At 72.8% G+C, this 17,436-nt stretch carries 17 protein-coding genes; 4 read left to right on the top strand and 13 right to left on the bottom strand.

What is annotated here, in order from left to right:
* Nucleotides 1-68: 68 nt before the first annotated feature.
* The 6 genes from ACIBN2_RS04635 to ACIBN2_RS04610 form a co-directional block, all read right to left on the bottom strand.
* The gene (locus ACIBN2_RS04635) at nt 69-839 is read right to left on the bottom strand and encodes a class I SAM-dependent methyltransferase (RefSeq protein WP_399132659.1); all 771 of its coding nucleotides are present in this window, start codon (nt 837-839) and stop codon (nt 69-71) included.
* Entirely contained in the window at nt 836-2,404 is a 1,569-nt protein-coding gene (locus ACIBN2_RS04630; RefSeq protein WP_399132658.1) for a phytoene desaturase family protein, read from the bottom strand. The genes ACIBN2_RS04635 and ACIBN2_RS04630 overlap by 4 nt, the downstream gene beginning before the upstream one ends.
* A gap of 108 nt (nt 2,405-2,512) precedes the next feature.
* Nucleotides 2,513-4,753, bottom strand: coding sequence for a tetratricopeptide repeat protein (locus tag ACIBN2_RS04625; RefSeq protein WP_399132657.1), 2,241 nt, complete (start codon nt 4,751-4,753; stop codon nt 2,513-2,515).
* 56 nt (nt 4,754-4,809) lie between these two features.
* Nucleotides 4,810-5,607, bottom strand: a complete 798-nt coding sequence (locus ACIBN2_RS04620) for an oxygenase MpaB family protein (RefSeq protein WP_399132889.1) — start codon at nt 5,605-5,607, stop codon at nt 4,810-4,812.
* 69 nt (nt 5,608-5,676) lie between these two features.
* Nucleotides 5,677-6,855 (bottom strand): acyl-CoA dehydrogenase family protein, encoded by a 1,179-nt coding sequence (locus tag ACIBN2_RS04615; RefSeq protein ID WP_399132656.1) that lies wholly within the window; start codon nt 6,853-6,855, stop codon nt 5,677-5,679.
* A 179-nt stretch (nt 6,856-7,034) separates the two neighbouring features.
* Nucleotides 7,035-7,430 (bottom strand): ferredoxin, encoded by a 396-nt coding sequence (locus tag ACIBN2_RS04610; protein WP_399132888.1) that lies wholly within the window; start codon nt 7,428-7,430, stop codon nt 7,035-7,037.
* Nucleotides 7,431-7,535: 105 nt separating this feature from the next.
* Here ACIBN2_RS04610 and ACIBN2_RS04605 point away from each other — a divergent pair, with 105 nt between their 5' ends.
* On the top strand, nt 7,536-7,898 hold the full coding sequence (locus ACIBN2_RS04605; RefSeq protein WP_399132655.1) for a DUF6479 family protein: 363 nt from the start codon (nt 7,536-7,538) through the stop codon (nt 7,896-7,898).
* Between the two features lie 116 nt (nt 7,899-8,014).
* On the opposite strand, the gene ACIBN2_RS04600 is transcribed toward ACIBN2_RS04605, so the two are convergent.
* The 4 genes from ACIBN2_RS04600 to ACIBN2_RS04585 form a co-directional block, all read right to left on the bottom strand.
* Nucleotides 8,015-8,722, bottom strand: a complete 708-nt coding sequence (locus ACIBN2_RS04600) for a helix-turn-helix transcriptional regulator (protein ID WP_399132654.1) — start codon at nt 8,720-8,722, stop codon at nt 8,015-8,017.
* An 83-nt stretch (nt 8,723-8,805) separates the two neighbouring features.
* Nucleotides 8,806-9,198, bottom strand: a complete 393-nt coding sequence (locus ACIBN2_RS04595; RefSeq protein WP_399132653.1) for a cupin domain-containing protein — start codon at nt 9,196-9,198, stop codon at nt 8,806-8,808.
* A complete protein-coding gene (locus ACIBN2_RS04590) occupies nt 9,191-9,910 on the bottom strand; it encodes a DUF2249 domain-containing protein (protein ID WP_399132651.1) in 720 nt (239 codons plus the stop codon). The genes ACIBN2_RS04595 and ACIBN2_RS04590 overlap by 8 nt, the downstream gene beginning before the upstream one ends.
* Nucleotides 9,911-10,025: 115 nt before the next feature.
* Nucleotides 10,026-10,529: a hypothetical protein gene (locus ACIBN2_RS04585; RefSeq protein ID WP_399132650.1), complete on the bottom strand. Its 504-nt coding sequence runs from the start codon at nt 10,527-10,529 to the stop codon at nt 10,026-10,028.
* Between the two features lie 109 nt (nt 10,530-10,638).
* On the opposite strand from ACIBN2_RS04585, the gene fdxA reads away from it, so the two are divergent.
* Complete coding sequence (gene fdxA / locus ACIBN2_RS04580) at nt 10,639-10,959, top strand: ferredoxin (protein WP_399132649.1); 321 nt, start codon at nt 10,639-10,641, stop codon at nt 10,957-10,959.
* An 8-nt stretch (nt 10,960-10,967) separates the two neighbouring features.
* Here the strand turns inward: fdxA and ACIBN2_RS04575 are convergent, their stop codons facing one another.
* A complete protein-coding gene (locus tag ACIBN2_RS04575) occupies nt 10,968-11,300 on the bottom strand; it encodes a cupin domain-containing protein (RefSeq protein WP_399132647.1) in 333 nt (110 codons plus the stop codon).
* 174 nt (nt 11,301-11,474) lie between these two features.
* Here ACIBN2_RS04575 and ACIBN2_RS04570 point away from each other — a divergent pair, with 174 nt between their 5' ends.
* On the top strand, nt 11,475-12,776 hold the full coding sequence (locus ACIBN2_RS04570; protein ID WP_399132646.1) for a PP2C family protein-serine/threonine phosphatase: 1,302 nt from the start codon (nt 11,475-11,477) through the stop codon (nt 12,774-12,776).
* 13 nt (nt 12,777-12,789) lie between these two features.
* Here the strand turns inward: ACIBN2_RS04570 and ppdK are convergent, their stop codons facing one another.
* Both ppdK and ACIBN2_RS04560 read right to left on the bottom strand, forming a co-directional pair.
* A complete protein-coding gene (ppdK, locus tag ACIBN2_RS04565) occupies nt 12,790-15,477 on the bottom strand; it encodes a pyruvate, phosphate dikinase (RefSeq protein ID WP_399132645.1) in 2,688 nt (895 codons plus the stop codon).
* 9 nt (nt 15,478-15,486) lie between these two features.
* Complete coding sequence (locus ACIBN2_RS04560) at nt 15,487-16,392, bottom strand: universal stress protein (RefSeq protein WP_399132643.1); 906 nt, start codon at nt 16,390-16,392, stop codon at nt 15,487-15,489.
* Between the two features lie 165 nt (nt 16,393-16,557).
* Between ACIBN2_RS04560 and ACIBN2_RS04555 the strand changes: the two genes are divergently transcribed.
* A complete protein-coding gene (locus ACIBN2_RS04555) occupies nt 16,558-17,388 on the top strand; it encodes a universal stress protein (protein WP_399132642.1) in 831 nt (276 codons plus the stop codon).
* Nucleotides 17,389-17,436 lie beyond the last annotated feature (48 nt).

The following is a 17,436-nucleotide window of genomic DNA, read 5'->3' as shown; positions in this document are numbered from 1 at the left end:
TTTTCTGATGCTCCGTCAGATTTTTGGCCGCTCGGCGCCTCGACACGACCGAGGGCGGAATCACACCACTAGGCAGCTCTCGCCACACATACCGGCTGGTAGAAGCCGCTCCCGGCCGGAGCGTGCCAGGTCGGATCGGTGAAGCCCGCGGCGGTCGCGGCGTCCGTCACCTCGCGCCGGGTGAGCGCCCAGGAGGTGGCGTGGCGGACGCGGACCTCCCAGCCGTTCCCCTCCGGCACGAGCTGGAAGTACTCCTGGTCGTAGTGCTCCCCGTCGTCGTGCCAGTGCCACAGCTGGAAGGTGATCGACCGGCCGCCGGAGTCCCGGGACACCTGGGGCGGCACGGATGCGGGGCGGGTTCGGCGGGCCTCGTCGTAGTCGCGGAGGGTGAGCAGGAGCAGCCCGTCGTCTCTCAGTACGCGGTGCATGTCGCGGAGAGCTGCTTCCAGGTCCTCACGGGTCAGCAGGTGTGCGATCGAGTTGTCGGCGCATACGACCGCGTCGAACACGCCGTCCCTGAAGGGGAGTTGACGCATGTCCGCCGCCGCCGTGCGCAGGACCACGCCCCGGGTCGCGGCTTCCGCGGCGGCGCGGGTGGCGGCCACGGGGCTCAGGTCGCTGCCGACGACCCGGTGTCCGGCGCGGGCGAGACCGATCGCCTGGGTGCCGATCCCGCACGCGCAGTCCAGGAGGCGGTGCGGGCCCGGGCCGCCGAGTTCCCGGCGCAGGAGGCCGTCCAGCGCGGCGGCCTGGCGGGCGATGCTCGCGTCCCAGTCGGGGAAGACACGGTGGTAGTCGGCGGCCAGCGAGTCGTAGAAGTCGCGCGGCGAGTGCGTCACTCGCCCGTCGCCTCCAGGACCGCCATCGCCGCGTTGTGCCCCGGCACCCCGCTCACTCCCCCGCCCCGCACCGCGCCCGCCCCGCACAGCAGCACGTTCGCGTGTCCGGTTTCGACGCCCCAACGGCCCGTGCCCTCCTGGGCGTAGGGCCAGGACAGCGCGCGGTGGAAGATGTTGCCGCCGGGCAGGCGCAGGTCGCGCTCCAGGTCGAGCGGGGTCTTCGCCTCGATGCACGGGCGGCCGTCCGCATCCGTCGCCAGACAGTCGGCTAGCGGTTCGGCGAGGTGGGCGTCGAGCTGGGCGAGGGTCGACTTCAGGAGCTCCTCGCGAACGGCGTCGTTGTCCCGGTCGAAGAGGCGGGCGGGTGCGTGCAGGCCGAAGAGGGTCAGGGTCTGGTAGCCCTGCTCGACGAGGTCCGGACCGAGGATGGTCGGATCGGTGAGCGAGTGGCAGTAGATCTCCGACGGGGGCGCGGCGGGGAGTTCGCCGGACGCGGCCTGTGCGTGGGCGGTGGCGAGCTGACGGTAGCCCTCGGCGATGTGGAAGGTGCCGGCGAACGCCTCGCGCGGGTCGACGGAGGTGTCGCGCAGCCTGGGCAGCCGCTTGAGCAGCATGTTCACCTTCAGCTGGGCGCCTTCGGCGGGCTCGGGCGACGTGTCGCCGGTCAGCTCGGCCAGGGCCTGCGGGGAGGCGTTGACCAGGACGTGGCGTGCGGCGGCGACGCCCTCGCCGTCGGGCGTGCGGTAGGTGATCTCGGCGGTCGTGCCGTCCGTCTCGATGCGCACCGCCTCGTGGCCGGTGGCGATGACGGCGCCCGCGGCGCGTGCGGCGCCTGCCAGGGCGTCGGTGAGGGCGCCCATGCCGCCGACGGGGACGTCCCAGTCCCCGGTGCCGCCGCCGATCACGTGGTAGAGGAAGCAGCGGTTCTGGGGCAGGGCCGGGTCGTGGGCGTCGGCGAAGGTGCCGATGAGGGCGTCGGTGAGGACGACGCCCCGCACGAGGTCGTCGGCGAAGCGGTCCTCGATCGCGACGCCGATGGGGTCCTCGAACAGCACCCGCCAAGCCTCCTCGTCGTCGACGCGGCGGCGCAGCTCGTCCCGGGTGGGCAGCGGCTCGGTGAGGGTCGGGAAGACGCGTTCGGCGACGCGGCCGGTCATGCCGTAGAAGCGCTGCCACGCCTCGTACTCGCGGTCGGAGCCGGTGAGCCGGGCGAATGCCTCGCGGGTGCGCGTCTCGCCGCCTCCGACCAGGAGTCCGGTCGGCCGTCCGTTCCGCTCCGCGGGTGTGTACGAGGAGATGGTGCGGGTGCCGAGCCGGAACTCCAGACCGAGGTCCCGAAGGATCTTCCGCGGCAGCAGGCTGACCAGGTAGGAGTAGCGCGACAACCGCGCGTCGACCCCGGCGAACGGCCGGGTGGAGACGGCGGCGCCCCCGGTGTGGTCCAGCCGCTCCAGCACCAGGACGGACCGCCCGGCCCGGGCCAGATAGGCGGCGGCGACCAGCCCGTTGTGCCCCCCGCCGACGATCACTGCGTCGTACGTCCGGTGTCCCTCGTGTGCAGCCATGGTTCTTGGTAACACGCGATGATCGTCAACGGCCAGGGGTGTACGGCGACGGAGTCAGGACGCGGCCCCCACCCGCCGATCGGCCGTCGTGCGTGGCGCGGCGCACCGTCACCGACCGCCCGCCGCCCGCTGCTGCCGCAGCACCGCCACCCTGCGGTACAGCTCGACCGCCTCCGCGCCGCGGCCCAGTTGCTCCAGGCAGTGGGCCTCGTCGTTGCGGCTGGCGAGGGTGTCGGCGTGGTCGGCGCCGAGAACGCGCTCGCGGGCGGCTGCGACGCGGCGGTATTCGGTGAGGGCGTCGGGCCAGCGGCCCAGCCAGCCGAGTCCGACGGCGACCTCGCGGCGGCTGACCAGGGTGTCGGGGTGGTCGGGGCCCAGCACGCGCTCGCGGATGGCGCAGACGTCGCGGGACTCGGCGAGGGCCTCTTCCCAGCGGCCGAGGCGGCCGAGGTTGACGCCCAGGCCGTGGCGGGCGCGCAGGGTCTCGGGGTGGGTGGGGCCCTGGGCGCGGGTGCGGACGTCGATCAGCTCGCGGTAGAGGGTGAGCGCCTCCGCGCTGCGGCCGAGGCGGCCCAGGCTGATGCCGACCTCGTAGCGGGCCGCGAGGGTGTCGGCGTGGTCCGGGCCGAGCGCCTGGGCGCGCGCCTCGGCCACCTCGCGGTAGGTCTGCAGGGCCTCGGGCCAGCGGCCCAGCTGACCGAGTGCGTAGGCGACTTCGTAGCGGGTGACCAGGGTGTCGGGGTGGTCGGGGCCGAGCACGCGGGCGCGGGCCGCGGCCACGTCGGCTGCCATCCGGTACGAGTCCTCCAGACGGCCGAGTCTGCTGAGGTTGAAGGCGAGGTTGTGGCGGCAGCGCAGGGTGTCCGGGTGGTCGGGCCCCTGGCCGCGCTCCCGGGCGGCGAGCACGGAGACGTAGACCTGGTGGGCGTCGAAGTGGCGGCCCAACTGGCCCAGCACGTAAGCCATTTCCTGGCGGGCGGCGAGGGTGTCGGGGTGGTCGGGGCCCAGCGCACGCGTCCTCGCCGCGGCCACGTGCTTGTACTCCTGCAGAGCGTCGGCGGCCCGGCCGGTGCGGCTGAGGGTGAAGGCGACCTCGTAGCGGCTGGCCAGGGTGTCGGGGTGGTCGGGGCCGAGCAGATGGGTGCGCTCGGCGGCCACCGCGCGGTGCACCTCTCCGGCCTCCGTCCAGCGGCCGAGCCGCCCCAGGCTGAGCCCGGCGTTGTGCCGACCGGCCAGCGCGGTGAGCTGCTGCTGCGAGGGGGCGGACGGCTGCTCGGGGGCGGGCTCGTCCGCTCGGCCGCCCGGCGGGCGCGGAATCCACTCGCCGGTCAGCCCGGCCCCGGCGTCCGGGGGCGTGGTGGAGAGCTGGGCGCCGGTGGCCTTGTGGCCGGTGGTCATGCCCCGCGTCCAGGAGGGCATCCGGGCCTCGCGCGAGGGGGCCTGCTCGGGCGGACGCAGAACCGGCTGCGGGGTGACGACGGTCGGCACGTACGCCGGTGTCGTACGGCCGAGAGTGATCCGGCGGCCCAACTCGCGTGCGTCGTGCGGGCGTTGCTCGGGACGCTTGGCCAGCAGATCCAGGATGATCTGCTCGAGGTACTCGGGGAGTTCGGCCCGCCGGCTGCGCGGCGGCTCGGGCGGTGTGTCGCGGTGGCCGACGAGGATCGCCCACGCGTCGTCGAGGTCGAAGGGTGGTGCGCCGGTGGCGATCTCGTACAGCACGCACCCCAGCGAGTACAGGTCGCTGCGCTGGTCGACCTCGTCGCCGCCGATCTGCTCCGGCGACATGTAGTGCGGGGTGCCCATGGCGATGCCGGTGCCGGTGAGCCGGGAGGTGAAGCCGATGTCGTGGCCGAGACGGGCGATGCCGAAGTCGCAGATCTTCACGGTGCCGTCCTCGAGCCGCATGATGTTCGCGGGCTTCAGATCGCGGTGCACGATGCCCTGCTGGTGGGTGTAGGCGAGGGCGGCGGCGACCTGGTCGGCGATGTCCACGATGTCGCCGACCGGCAGTGGATGCTGCCTGTTGTCCTCCAGCAACTGGGAGAGGTTGCGGCCGTCCAGGAGCTCCATGACCAGGTAGAGGATGCCGTCGGACTCGCCGAAGTCGTGGACGACGGTCACCCCGCGGTGCTGGAGGGCGGCGGCCACCCGTGCCTCCCGGCGGAAGCGCTCCCTGAGGACCCGGGTGAAGGACTGGTCGTGGTGCGGGCCGAGAGGCTTGAGGCACTTCACCGCGACATGCCGGCCGAGCGACTCGTCGCGCGCACGCCACACCTCCCCCATACCGCCCCGCCCGATCAGGTCGAGCAGCCGGTACCGGCCCTGGATCAGCCTGCTGTCCGCCATCTGCTGCGATCGCCCCCGTCCGCACCGCCCACCCCTGGCTCGTCCAGTATGGCGACCTATCGTCCGAGTTTGTACGGTCGCGGCCGGGAGCCGGGGCCGAGCCGTGCCATGGCACGCAGGATGTGTTTGGGCGGGAGTTGCCACCGCACACGTGCGGGAACGCCGCGCAGCAGGGTGCCCGTGACACGCAGTTGCCGGGTGACGGTGGCGGGTTTCGGTGCCGGTCTGCCGTACAACTCATGGGCGTACGGCGGCAGGGCGGCGTACGCCAGGTGCGCCACACGCCTCCACAGCACCTCACGCGCCGGGACGAGGAGGGGATGCGTCGGCGGGCGGAGCAGGAAGTCGTCCACCGCGCGTGCTTCGGGTCCGGCGGCGAGGTCGGGGCGCACCTTCTCGAAGTAGGCCGCCATCTCCGCCTGGTTCGCGGGTACCGCGTCGGGATCGAGGCCCACCAGGCGGGCGCTGGTCCGGTGTTCGCCGATGTAACGGTCGGCCTGTGCGTCGGTGAGCCGGAATCCGGAGCGCCGGGCGACGCTCAGATAGGAGTCGATCTCGGCGCAGTGCACCCAGAGCAGCAGCTCCGGCTCGTCGACGCCGTACCGCTCCCCCGTGTCCGGGTCGGTCGCCGACAGCATGCGGTGGATCTTCCGCACCCGGGCCCCGGCCCGCTCGGCGGCCTCGGTGGTGCCGTAGCTGGTGGTCCCGACGAAGTTCGCGGTCCGCATCAGCCGGCCCCAGGCGTCCTTGCGGAAGTCGGAGTTCTGCATGACGCCGCGCACCGCGCGCGGGTGCAGCGCCTGGAGGTAGAGCGCACGGATGCCGGCGACCCACATCATCGGATCGCCGTGCATCTGCCAGGTCACCGAGGACGGTCCGAACAGCCCGGGGTCGCCTGCCTTGAAGCCCGTCACCTCTGCAGGCTAGCGCCGCACCCTGGGCATCCCCAGACCGATCCACGAGATGATCTCGCGCTGGATCTCGTTGTTGCCGCCGCCGAACGTGAAGATCACGGCTGAGCGGTAGCCGCGTTCGAGTTCGCCGTGCAGCACGGCACCCACCGAGCCCTCCTTCAACTCGCCCGCGGTGCCGACGATCTCCATCAGCCAGGCGTAGGCGTCACGGCGCGCCTCGGAGCCGTAGACCTTGACGGCGGAGGCGTCCTGCGGGGTGAGGGTGCCGTCCTGGACGGCGCTCACCATGCGCCAGTTGAGGAGTTTCATCGCGTCGAGCCTGGTGTGGGTCTGGGCGAGGCGGCGGCGCACCCAGGGCAGGTCGACGACGCGGCGGCCGTCGGCGAGCTTGGTCTCCATCGCCCAGCGCTGCACGTCGTGCAGCGCGCGGATGGCCATGGTGCCGTGGGCGGCGAGGGTCACGCGCTCGTGGTTGAGCTGGTTGGTGATCAGCCGCCAGCCCTGGTTCTCGGCGCCGACGCGGCGGGAGACGGGGACGCGGATGTTCTCGTAGTAGCTGGCGGTGGTGTCGTGGGAGGCGAGGGTGTTGATGAGGGTGCAGGAGTAGCCGGGGTCGGTGGTCGGCACCAGCAGCATGGTGATGCCCTTGTGCGGCGGGGCGTCCGGGTCGGTGCGGGTGGCGAGCCACACCCAGTCCGCCGTGTCACCGTTGGTCGTCCAGATCTTCTGCCCGTTGACGACGTATTGGTCGCCTTCGCGCACCGCGCGCGTCTTGAGCGAGGCCAGGTCCGTGCCCGCGTCGGGCTCGCTGTAGCCGATGGCGAAGTCGATCTCGCCGGCAAGGACCTTGGGCAGGAAGTACGCCTTCTGCTCGTCCGTGCCGAACTGCATGATCGTCGGCCCGACCGTGTTGAGCGCCATCAGCGGCAGGGGTACGCCGGCCTGGGCGGCCTCGTCGAAGAAGATGAACTGCTCCATCGCGGTCAGACCGCGTCCGCCGTACTCCTTCGGCCAGCCCACGCCGAGCCAGCCGTCCGTGCCCAGGCGCCGGACGGTCTCACGGTAGAAGCGTTTCTGGACGGCCGGGTCGGCGTGCCGGGCGTAGGCATGGTCCGGCACCAACTCGGCGAAGTAAGCGCGCAGTTCGGTGCGCAGCCGCTGCTGCTCGGGCGAGTATTCGAGGTGCACGGCGCCTCCAGGCTTCCCAGGCCGGTCCTGACGGCGCACACCGTAGAACGTGTTTCAGAAATTGGGAATGCCGACGGGGCGCACATCGGGGCGGCCGGCTGTTCCGCCGGGGTGCCGCGGCCGGGGGCGTCGTGTGTACGTCAGTTCAGCGCCTCGGTTCAGCGCGTCAGTTCAGCACGTCATTTCAGCGTGGCGAGGAATTCGGTGCACGCCCGCGCGCAGTCCCGGGCGGCCTTCGCGCCGTCCTCCGCGCCGGAGTGCCGGTCGAAGACGTGCGCGCATTCCAGGCACACCGTGCGGCACCACTCGACCTGGATGCGGATGCCGGCCTCGTCCAGGCGGTTCTGCTCGGACAGCACCCTGCACGTCGCGTCGCACACCTCCGCGCACATGATGCCCTTGCGCCGTACGAGTTCCTGCTCCTCCGTGCCGTCTGTGTCCACCAGGCTCGCCCGCAGAGCGCACGCGCGGGCGCACTCGGTGCAGGCCTGGGCGCAGGCGAAGCGGTCCTCCAGGAATTGGAAGAGTTCCTGCTGGGTCGTCGTAGTCACACCGGGCGGGTTGCCGCAGTCCATGACGTCAAACACGGGCTCGGGTGCCTTCCGGACGACCCTTCTCCACGGGAGCCGGTTCACCCCGGTGGGTCGGTTCAGTGAGGAGGCGCGGGGTACCCGCGTGCCATGAACAGCGCAACTATGGACATCGCCGCCGGCAGCGCCGCGGCCATGGGACTCATCGCGGCAGGCGTGGTGATCGTGGCCCTGCTGATCGGCGCCTTCATCCTGGGCGCCCGCATCCGGCGCCGCGAGCCCGCACCGCCGCGCCCGGAAGAGCAACCGCGGCTGCCGGACGAGGGACCGGTCCGTGAGGTGCTCGAGCACCGCGAGCCGGACGAGGTGCCCCGCAGCGACCGGCGCCTGACCCCGCACGAGCTGCCCAACCACGGCAACTCGCCGACCCGGACCGGCGCCGATCAGGAACGGCGCCGCTGGAGCGAGGGCGGCAGCGGTTCGTTCGGCAGCGGCGGGCCGGGCATCCGCTGACACCGGGGCCGTCCACGCAGCGCGCCGGGTCCCGACGAGCCGAGCGCGGCCGGTACTCGTGAACGAGCCCGTATCGCGCGGCCCGGCCGAGCCGTCAGGCCGAGCCGTCAGGCCCGTCAGGCGGCGTGGTCTGGCTGGTCCTGGTCCGTGTGGGTGAGGTGAGCCAGGCACAACGAGGGCTCGACGAACGGCTCCAGCCGGTCGACACCCACAGGGGCGCGCACCTCCTTCAGGGCCCCGCGCATGAGGCCCAGGTGCAGGGAGCACACCACGTCGCGCTGCTCCTCGGCGACTTCCCGGAACGGGCAGTGGCGGAGCGGGATGACCTGGTCCGGCCGCTCCTCCACGGCACCCGGGGCGAACCCGACGTCGGTGAGCACGGCGGTCAGGCGCCGGATCGCCTCGTCGGTGTCGATCTGCTTGGCGGGTGAGGGGGTGTCGGCGAGGTAGCGGCCCCACGCCTCCCCGGCGTCCACCGCGGCCTGTGCCGGCTGCGCCAGTGTCCGGCTGATGAGGCCGGTGAGCATCTGGGCCAGCAGCTGGTAGCTGCGGCGGCCGGCCGGCACGGGCGGGGAGGCGGCGGCGTGGTAGACGGTACGGGGCCTGCCCGGCCGGCCGCGGCCCTCGGTACGGCGTTCGGCGAGACCCTCGCCGACCAGCGTGTCGAGGTGGAACCGGGCGGTGTTGGGGTGCAGCCCCGTCTGCTCGGCGACCTCCCGCACCCCGATCGCCTCGGACGCGGCCCGCAGGACGTCGAGCACATACGCCCGGCTCTCGCCCACGGCGGACGGACCGGCCGGATCATGCAACGGCTGCTCACTCATTTCAGTCATTTTACCCAGGGTATGTCGTAGAAACGAGGGAGAATCCTCCGGCTGATCCGTCGTCCGCGACACCGGCGCCCTCGTCATGCGCGGCGGCGGATCTGCATACCCGGGCGACGACGGTGCACGGTCACGTAGGCCAGGCCCCGGGGCCCGGCGGTGATGCTGCGGGTCGAGCCGTGCGGCAGCCAGACGAGGCCGCCTTCGGCCGGCGGCAGCGCGCCGTCGGCGGTGTCCATCGTGCCGTCGCCGGTGACGACGAGGAGGAGGACGTCGAGGTCGGGTTCGGCGTGGGTGCCGATGCGGGCGCCGCCCGGCAGCCGGATCAGGTTGGCGTCGAGCCGGCGACCGGACTCGGCGAGTTTCCACAGGACACCGGTGGGTTCGGGCTGTTCACCGGTGAGGGCCCCTACGTCGCAGAGCATGCGGGCCACGGCCGTCTCCTCCGGCAGAGCGGCGGCCCGCGTCTCAGGCATCGTCGCCGGTCCGGGTGATGCGGATCTGCCAGCGCTCGGGCCCGGACTCGACGTACTCCCAGCCGAAGCGGCCGGGGTGAGTGGCCTGGAACTCGCGGCGCAGCGGCTTGGGATCGTGGTTGTTGACCAGGACGAAGGACTCCCCGGCCGCGAGGCGGGCGAAGCGGGTGAAGATGCGCGGGTGGCGGCGGCCGTGCGGGATCTCGCGGACGTCGACGACCGCCTGCTCCGCCGGCCGGCCGCCCTCCAGCATCGTGCCGAAGTCGCCGACCAGGACGGCCGGATCGACGCCCGGCAGGGCGGTCAGGGCGGGCAGGAGCACAGCGCGTTCCACGCCGAACCGGACTGTGAGCATGCCTTCGAGGGTGCAGGCGCGGGCGGCGCGTTCGGCACTGTCGGCGGCGGTGGCCAGGACGTCGGCGTGCCGGGCGACGGTGACGGCCGCGACGCGCAGGGACCGGACGAGCAGCCGGGTCTCCGCGGCGCCGGAGGCTGCGGCGTAGAGAGTCTGGTCGGTGGCCGTCAGGAGGCGCCGCAGCTGTTCGACGAACTCCGCGGTGGACTCTTCGGACTCTTCGGGCTCTTCGCGCGGCTGTGCGAGCACGGCGAGCCCGGCCAGGAGCCGCTCGTGCGCCTGCTCCACGACGGCTCGTGCCTGGACGTCCGGGTCGGTGCCGGTCGCCTGGATGAACACCTCTGCGGCGGGTGCCATGACAATCCCCTTCGTTCTGGACGGGGGCGGGTGCGCGCGGACACCGCTTGATTATTACATCCTCACTTGTAAAAACAAGAAGGAGTCGGCGGCCGCCCGGTCCGATGCGGACCTGTCAGTCCAGCGGCTCGGCGAGGACGGTGAAGTCCCCCGCCAGGCGCGCGAGTTCATGGCCGGGCAGGGCGGCGAGGGCCGGCAGCAGGACCGCCCGTTCCACGGCGAGGTGGGCGACCACGAGCGTCTCGATGCGCTGGGCGACGGCCCGCGCACGGTGCGCGTCGTCGGTGCGGCCGAGGGCCTCGATGTCCCCGTCGAGCGCGGTCGCCGCGATGCGCAACGCCTGGACGAGAAGGCGGGTTTCGGGTGAGCCCGCGACCGGCCCGTACAGGACCTGGTCGGCGGCGGCCAGGTGGCGCCGCACCGGGCCGTTGCAGTAGGCGGCCAGCGTCGCGTGGGCGGCGTCGCGGGCGTCGGGTCCCAGTTCCAGCTCGGTCAGCATCGCGACCTTCGGCCGCAGCGAGGTCAGCAGTCGCTGCTGGACGGAACGGATCCCGGCGCAGGCCCGCTCGGCCGGGTCGGTCTCCGCGGCCTGGAAGGGGACCTGAGAAGTCAGCGTCATGGCTCGTACCCTTCTCGCTCCTCGCCCCGGGCGGGCGAGCACCATTCTTACAGGTATTATTTGTATAAACTCGGCGCCGTAAACCCTTTCCGATGAGAGGAGGCCGCCGATGACCTACGTGATCGCGCAGCCCTGTGTGGACGTGAAGGACAGGGCGTGCGTCGAGGAATGCCCGGTGGACTGCATCTACGAGGGGCGACGCTCGCTGTACATCCACCCCGACGAATGCGTGGACTGCGGGGCGTGCGAGCCGGTCTGCCCGGTCGAGGCGATCTTCTACGAGGAGGACGTGCCGGCCGAGTGGCGCGAATACACCAGCGCGAACGCCGAGTTCTTCGACGTTCTCGGGTCACCCGGCGGCGCGGCGAAGCTGGGGCTGATCGAGAGCGACCATCCCCTGGTCGCGGACCTTCCGCCCCAGGAGACGTGAGGGCGCGGTCAGCCGGTCTTGGCGACGGTCAGCAGAACGGCGGAGTCCTCAAGGGTCTCCAGGCTGTGGCGGGCAGGGGGTACGAGGAGCAGGTCCCCGGTCCTGCCCTCCCACGCATCGCCGCCGCTGCGCAGGCGCACGCGCCCGCGCAGCACCAGCACCGTCGCCTCGCCGGGACTGTCGTGTTCGGCCAGCTCGGTGCCGGCGCACAGGGTGATCAGGGTCTGGCGCAGGACGTGTTCGTGGCCGCCGTAGACGGTCTCGGCACTGCGGCCCGTGGAGGACGCGGCGGCGCGTTCGAGGTGTTCGCGGATGCGGGCGTCGAGCGAGAGCTTCTGCATGGCTGCAGTGTGCCGTTTCGGTGTCGCCCACGGACGCCGATACGCCGTCTGTAGTGGCGCGAGCGGTCGGTGGAGTGCGGAGGGACGGTTCAGGTACCCGTACGGTGACGCTCCGGGCGGGCGCGTAGTGTGACAAGGCGGGCAGACATCCGGACGGTGCCGGGAGGATTCGCCATGGCGCACCACACCCCGGGGGACGGGCCCATGCCCACCGGGGACGGCGTGAGCGCGCGGCCGCCGCAGCCGGCCCTGGACCGGCACCGGTTGCAGCGGTTGCTGGACGCGGTCCTGGCCATCACTGCCGACACCGGCACCCGCACGGTCCTGCACCGCATCGTGGAGGCGGCCGCCGACCTGGTCGCCGCGCGTTACGGTGCGCTGGGCGTGCTCGACGAGGGCGGCGAGGTCGTCGACCTGATCACCGTGGGCATCGACGACCCGCAGCTGTGCGCCTCCATGGGCCTGCCGCAGGGTCATGGCCTGCTGCACTCCCTGGTGGACGACATGCAGCCGCTGCGGGTGGCGGACGTCTGCGCGCACCCCCGGTCCGTCGGCTATCCGCCCGGACACCCGGTCATGCGCACCCTGCTGGGGGTGCCGCTCATGGTGCGCGGCACCGTCTACGGCGATCTCTACCTCGCCGACAAGAAGGACGGCATGCCGTTCACGGGCGACGACGAGGAGCTGCTGACCGCGGTGGCCGGCGCCGCGAGCGTCAGCATCGAGAACGCCCGCCTGTACGAACACCTCAAGCGCACGGCCGAGCACTTCCAGCGGCGCCTGCTGCCCGTACTTCCCGACCTCGCGCCGCTCCAGGTCGCCGCCCGCTACCAGCCCGCCTCGGAACTGCCCAGGCTGGGCGGCGACTGGTACGACGCCATGATCCTTCCGGACGGCGCCACGTGTGTGGTGGTGGGCGACGTGACCGGGCACGACGTGGAGGCGGCGCCGCTGATGGGGCAACTGCGCAACATGCTGCGGGCGATCGCCTTCGACCGGGGCGAGCCGCCCGGTCCGGTCGTGTCGCGGCTGGACAAGGCCCTGACCATGTTCGAGGACCCGCCCATCGCCACGCTGGTGCTCGGCCGGATCGAGCGCGGCCGGGAACAGGGCGGGGAGTACACACTCGGCTGGAGCAACGCCGGGCATCCCCCGCCACTGCTGGTCGGCGCGGACGGCACCACCCAGTACCTGGCGCCCGCCCGGCACGGCATCCCCGTGGGCATCGACGCGTCCGTCCCCCGGTTCACCCACGCTCACCCGCTCCCGCCCGGCAGCACCCTGCTCCTGTTCACCGACGGGCTGGTGGAGCGCCGCGGCCGGGACATCGACGCCGGGCTGGACGAACTGGCCGATCAGGCGGCGCGCCTGGCCACGGCGCCGCTGGAAGAGCTGTGCGACGCCCTGATCGCCCAGAACGGCCCGGTGTTCGACGACGACGTCGCCGTCCTCGCCCTGCGCACACCGGACCGTTGAAGCCGCCCCACCGTCACCTGGTGTCGCTCGTGCCGGTGGTCTCGGTGAGCGCCGCGCGTCCCGCCTCCAGCCGGGCGGACGGGATGCGGAACGGCGAGCAGGAGACGTAGTCCAGTCCCACCCGGTGGAAGAAGTGGATGGAGTCGGGGTCGCCGCCGTGCTCGCCGCACACCCCCGTCTCCAGGCGGGGGTTGACCGCGCGGCCCGCCTGCACGCCCAGCTCCACCAGCCGGCCGACGCCTTCCTGGTCGATCGTCTCGAACGGCGACACCGGGAAGACGCCCTTGTCGATGTAGAGCGGGAAGAAGGACGCCTCGGCGTCGTCGCGGGAGAGCCCCCAGGTGGTCTGGGTGAGGTCGTTGGTGCCGAAGGAGAAGAAGTCGGCCGCCTCGGCGATACGGCCCGCGGTGAGCGCGGCCCGCGGCAGCTCGATCATCGTGCCGATCGGGCACTCCAGGCTCCGGCCCGTCTCGGTCTCCACCTCGCCGAGCACGAGTTCCGTCTCGGCACGGGCCAGCCGCAGCTCCTCGACCGTACTGACGAGCGGGATCATGATCTCGGCGCGCGGTGTGCCGCCGTCGCGCAGTCGCTGGACGACGGCCTCGCCGACCGCCCTGACCTGCATGGCCATCAGGCCCGGCACGGCCAGCCCCAGGCGGACGCCGCGCAGGCCGAGCATCGGGTTCTGCTCGTGCATCCGCTCGACGGCGGCGAGCAGTTGGCGGTCGTGCGGATCGGGTTGTGCGGTGCGGGCGAGGCGGACGGCGAGTTCCGTGCGGTCGGGCAGGAACTCGTGCAGCGGCGGGTCGATCAGCCGGATCGTCACCGGCAGCCCGTCCATCGCCTCGAGGATGGCGGTGAAGTCGGCGCGCTGCAGCGGCAGCAGGGCGTCCAGGGCCCGTTCGCGTTCGACGTCGTCGCGGGCGAGGATCATCGCCTCGACCAGCTCCCTGCGCTCGCCGAGGAACATGTGCTCGGTACGGCACAGGCCGATGCCCTGCGCACCCAGCGCCCGGGCGCGCACGGCGTCCTCGGGTGTGTCGGCGTTGGCCCGCACCTCCAGACGGCGTACGGAGTCGGCGTGGACGAGGGCGCCCAGGACCGCGCCGGTGAGCGCGTCCGTGGCGCTGCCGGTCTCCAGCGCGCGTCCGACGTCGGACGCGGTGAGCGGAAGGGCTCCGAGGTGCACGGTGCCTGCCGTGCCGTCGACGGAGACGACGTCGCCCTCACGGACCACGGCTCCGGACGGAGCGGTGAACTGCCGTGCGGCCGTGTCCACGGCCAGCTCCTCGGCACCGCACACGCACACCTTGCCCATGCCACGGGCGACCACCGCGGCGTGGCTGGTCTTGCCGCCCCGGCTGGTCAGCACCGCCTGCGCGGCGATCATGCCGGGCAGGTCGTCGGGCGTGGTCTCCCGGCGGACCAGGACCACCTGCTCGCCGGCCGCGGCACGGCGCACGGCCTCGGCGGAGTCGAAGACGACGGCGCCGACCGCCGCGCCCGGCGAGGCGGGCACGCCGTGGGCGAGGGGCTGGTCGGTGGTCCGCGCGTCGAAGCGGGGGAACATCAACCGGGTCAGCTCGGCGCCGTCGACGCGGATCAGGGCCTCGTCGGCGGTGATCGTGTGTTCCTCGCGCAGGTCGTGGGCGATACGGAAGGCGGCCTCGGCGGTGCGCTTGCCGACGCGGGTCTGCAGGACCCACAGCTTGCCGCGCTCGACGGTGAACTCGACGTCGCACAGGTCGCGGTAGTGGTTCTCCAGGGTGCGCAGGTGATCGCCGAGCTCGGCGTAGGCGCGGGGGTCGAGCGATTTGAGCTCGCTCAGCGGCAGGGCGTCGCGCACCCCGGCCACGACGTCCTCGCCCTGCGCGTCGGGCAGGTAGTCGCCGTAGACGCCCTGTTCTCCGGTGGCGGGGTCGCGGGTGAAGGCGACGCCGGTGCCGGAGTCGGCGCCGAGGTTGCCGAAGACCATCGCCTGGACGTTGACCGCCGTGCCGAGGTCCTCGGGGATGTGTTCGCGGTGGCGGTAGACCAGGGCGCGTTCGGTGTTCCAGGAGTCGAAGACCGCACGGATGGCGCGGGCGAGCTGGTCGGCCGGCTCCTGCGGGAAGTCCTCGCCGGTCTCCTGACGGATGATCGCCTTGAACTCCTCGGTGAGCCGGACGAGTTCGGCGGTGTCGAGCAGGTGGTCGTCGGCGACCGCGCGCCGGACCTTGTGCGCGGCGATGGCCTGCTCGAACAGGTCGCCGTCCACGCCCAGCACGGTGTGCCCGAACATCTGGATGAGCCGGCGGTAGGAGTCCCAGGCGAACCGCTCCTGCCCGGACGCCTTGGCCAGCCCGGTGACGGACTCGTCGTTGAGGCCGATGTCGAGGATGGTGTCCATCATTCCGGGCATCGAGAAGCGGGCGCCCGAACGCACGGACACCAGCAGCGGATCGTCGGGCGCGCCGAGGGTGCGGCCCATGGCGCTCTCCAGGCCGGCGAGCGCCTGTGCCGCCTCGACGCCGAGCTCGGGCGGCTCCTGCCCGGTGGCCAGATAGACCTTGCAGGCATCGGTGCTGACGGTGAATCCGGGTGGCACGGGCAGCCCGATCCTGGTCATCTCGGCGAGCCCGGCGCCCTTGCCGCCGAGCAGGCCGGCCATGTCACGGCTGCCCTCGGCGAAGGCGTACACGTACTTCGTCGGCTTGGTCATGATGCCCTCTCAGACGTGGGGCACGACGGCTACGGGGCAGCCGACGTGGTGGATTGCGGCGTGGGTGACGGGGCCGGTGCGCGGGCCCGCGGGCAGTTCGGTGGCGCGGCGGCCGACGACGAGCAGGCTCGCCCCGGAGGCGGCCCGGACCAGTACGGACTGCGGGCGGCCCTCGGTCACGGTCTCGGCGACCTCGATCCCGGGGTACTTGTCGCGCCACACCTGGAGGACGGCGGTCAGGTAGCCGAGCCATTCCCCGGCCCGTTCCGAAGCGCCCACCAGGCCGAGGTCGCCGGGGCCGAGCCCGACCGGGGACGGCTGCTGCCAGGCGTGCACGACCCGCAGCCGCGCGCCGCGCAGCCGGGCCTCCTCGAAGGCGAACTCGATCACCTCGTCGCACGGGTTCTTGGCGTCGATGCCGAGGACGACGTCCCGGTAGCCGGTGCGGGTGGATCCGCTCCCGTCGCGGTCCGGAAGGTGCTCGTCGGCGGCCTCCTCACCGGCGCGGACCAGGACGACGGGCCCGGCGGCGCGCGCCACCACGCCCAGCGCGACCGAGCCGACCAGGAAGCCGGAGAAGCCGCTCAGGCCGCGCGAGCCCAGCACGAGCAGGTCGGCGTCATCGGCGGCCTTGAGCAGTGCGGCGGTGGCAGGGCCCTCGACCTGTACGTCGGGGGCCCGGTGGACCTCGGGGCAGGTGCGGCTGATGCGTTCCTCCGCGGCACACAGGAACCGCCGCGCCAGGTGGCGCTGGGCGGCCGTGGCCTCTTCGCCGTCCTCCTGGCGGGGGTGCCAGTTCCAGGCGTGAAAGAGCTGCAGGGGCCGGTCGCGGCGTACGGCCTCGCGGGCGGCCCACTGAGCGGCTGCCAGACTCTCGGCGGATCCGTCGACACCGGCGATGACGGGCGGAAGCATGATGCGCACCTCCAGCGCTCGGGCTGCTCCTCGCCACCAGCGTCGTCCCGCGGCCTGCCGGCAGGTAGGGGCCGCCAGGTCTTCGGCCTGGTCCGTTCGGCCCCTGCTCGCCGGTCGGACGTGGGGGAAAGTGTGGAGGACACACGGCCCGAAAGGCGGCGCACCATGCAACGAGAGATCATCGTCGGCGTCGACCGGTCGGCGCGCAGCCGTGCCGCCGCCGACTGGGCCGCCAGGGAAGCCCTGTTGCGGGGACTGCCGCTGCGGGTGGTGCATGTGGTGCCGCCGGCCCCCTTGGATCCCGTGGAGCAGTGGCCGTACCACCCCGAGGCGGTGGCCGACCATGTGGTGGCCGAACTCGCCGGGCGGCACCGGGCGTTCCGGGCACGGGCCGAGAGCGAAGTCGGCACGCCGGCCCCGGTGCTGCGCGCCGTGAGCCGGGACGCGGAACTGCTCGTCCTCGGCATGCGCGGCGAGGGAGGTCAGGCGGGGACCACCGTGGGCTCGACCGCGGCCGCCGTGGCGGCGGCGTCGTCCGGGCCGGTGGTCCTGGTCCCGGGCGCGATGCCCGGCGAGGCTCCCGCGCGGCGGTCCGCCGGGGTGACCGTCGCCGTCGACGTCCGCGACCCGTCGGCCGCCGCGCTCGACCTCGCCTTCGAGGCTGCCCGGCTGCGCGGCGCACGCCTGCACGCGGTGCACGCCTGGAAGCTGCCCACCGGTGCCGCCGCACCGCCCCTGCCGATCCTGGAGGAGGACCGCGCCACCTGGGAGGACAACGAGGTGCAGCTGCTGTCCGACGCGCTGCGGCCCTGGCGCAGGAAGTATCCGGACGTCGACGTGCTGGAGGACGTCCTGCTGTTCACCCCGTCCCAGGCACTGACCCATGCCTCGGAGGGAGCCGAACTCGTGGTGGTCGCACGGCAGTCCTGCGCGGGCTCCGCCCTGCCGGAGCTGTTGGGGCACTTCCGCTGCCCCGTCGCCGTCGTGCCCTCCTGACCCGGGCGGGTCGGCCCGGCCGTGGGGTCGTTCGGCCCATGCGGGGAC

Source organism: Streptomyces sp. NPDC050534, assembly GCF_044457745.1.
Taxonomy (GTDB): domain Bacteria; phylum Actinomycetota; class Actinomycetes; order Streptomycetales; family Streptomycetaceae; genus Streptomyces.
This window is presented reverse-complemented; position numbering and strand designations above follow the sequence as displayed.

Bases quoted from the DNA above. Each gene is read 5' to 3' on its own strand.
- ACIBN2_RS04630 (WP_399132658.1), bottom strand. From the start codon at position 2,404: ATGGCTGCACACGAGGGACACCGGACGTACGACGCAGTGATCGTCGGC.
- ACIBN2_RS04625 (WP_399132657.1), bottom strand. From the start codon at position 4,753: ATGGCGGACAGCAGGCTGATCCAGGGCCGGTACCGGCTGCTCGACCTG.
- ACIBN2_RS04620 (WP_399132889.1), bottom strand. From the start codon at position 5,607: ATGCACGGCGATCCGATGATGTGGGTCGCCGGCATCCGTGCGCTCTAC.
- ACIBN2_RS04610 (WP_399132888.1), bottom strand. From the start codon at position 7,430: ATGGACTGCGGCAACCCGCCCGGTGTGACTACGACGACCCAGCAGGAA.
- ACIBN2_RS04605 (WP_399132655.1), top strand. From the start codon at position 7,536: ATGAACAGCGCAACTATGGACATCGCCGCCGGCAGCGCCGCGGCCATG.
- ACIBN2_RS04600 (WP_399132654.1), bottom strand. From the start codon at position 8,722: ATGAGTGAGCAGCCGTTGCATGATCCGGCCGGTCCGTCCGCCGTGGGC.
- ACIBN2_RS04595 (WP_399132653.1), bottom strand. From the start codon at position 9,198: ATGCCTGAGACGCGGGCCGCCGCTCTGCCGGAGGAGACGGCCGTGGCC.
- ACIBN2_RS04590 (WP_399132651.1), bottom strand. From the start codon at position 9,910: ATGGCACCCGCCGCAGAGGTGTTCATCCAGGCGACCGGCACCGACCCG.
- ACIBN2_RS04585 (WP_399132650.1), bottom strand. From the start codon at position 10,529: ATGACGCTGACTTCTCAGGTCCCCTTCCAGGCCGCGGAGACCGACCCG.
- fdxA (WP_399132649.1), top strand. From the start codon at position 10,639: ATGACCTACGTGATCGCGCAGCCCTGTGTGGACGTGAAGGACAGGGCG.
- ACIBN2_RS04575 (WP_399132647.1), bottom strand. From the start codon at position 11,300: ATGCAGAAGCTCTCGCTCGACGCCCGCATCCGCGAACACCTCGAACGC.
- ACIBN2_RS04570 (WP_399132646.1), top strand. From the start codon at position 11,475: ATGGCGCACCACACCCCGGGGGACGGGCCCATGCCCACCGGGGACGGC.
- ppdK (WP_399132645.1), bottom strand. From the start codon at position 15,477: ATGACCAAGCCGACGAAGTACGTGTACGCCTTCGCCGAGGGCAGCCGT.
- ACIBN2_RS04560 (WP_399132643.1), bottom strand. From the start codon at position 16,392: ATGCTTCCGCCCGTCATCGCCGGTGTCGACGGATCCGCCGAGAGTCTG.
- ACIBN2_RS04555 (WP_399132642.1), top strand. From the start codon at position 16,558: ATGCAACGAGAGATCATCGTCGGCGTCGACCGGTCGGCGCGCAGCCGT.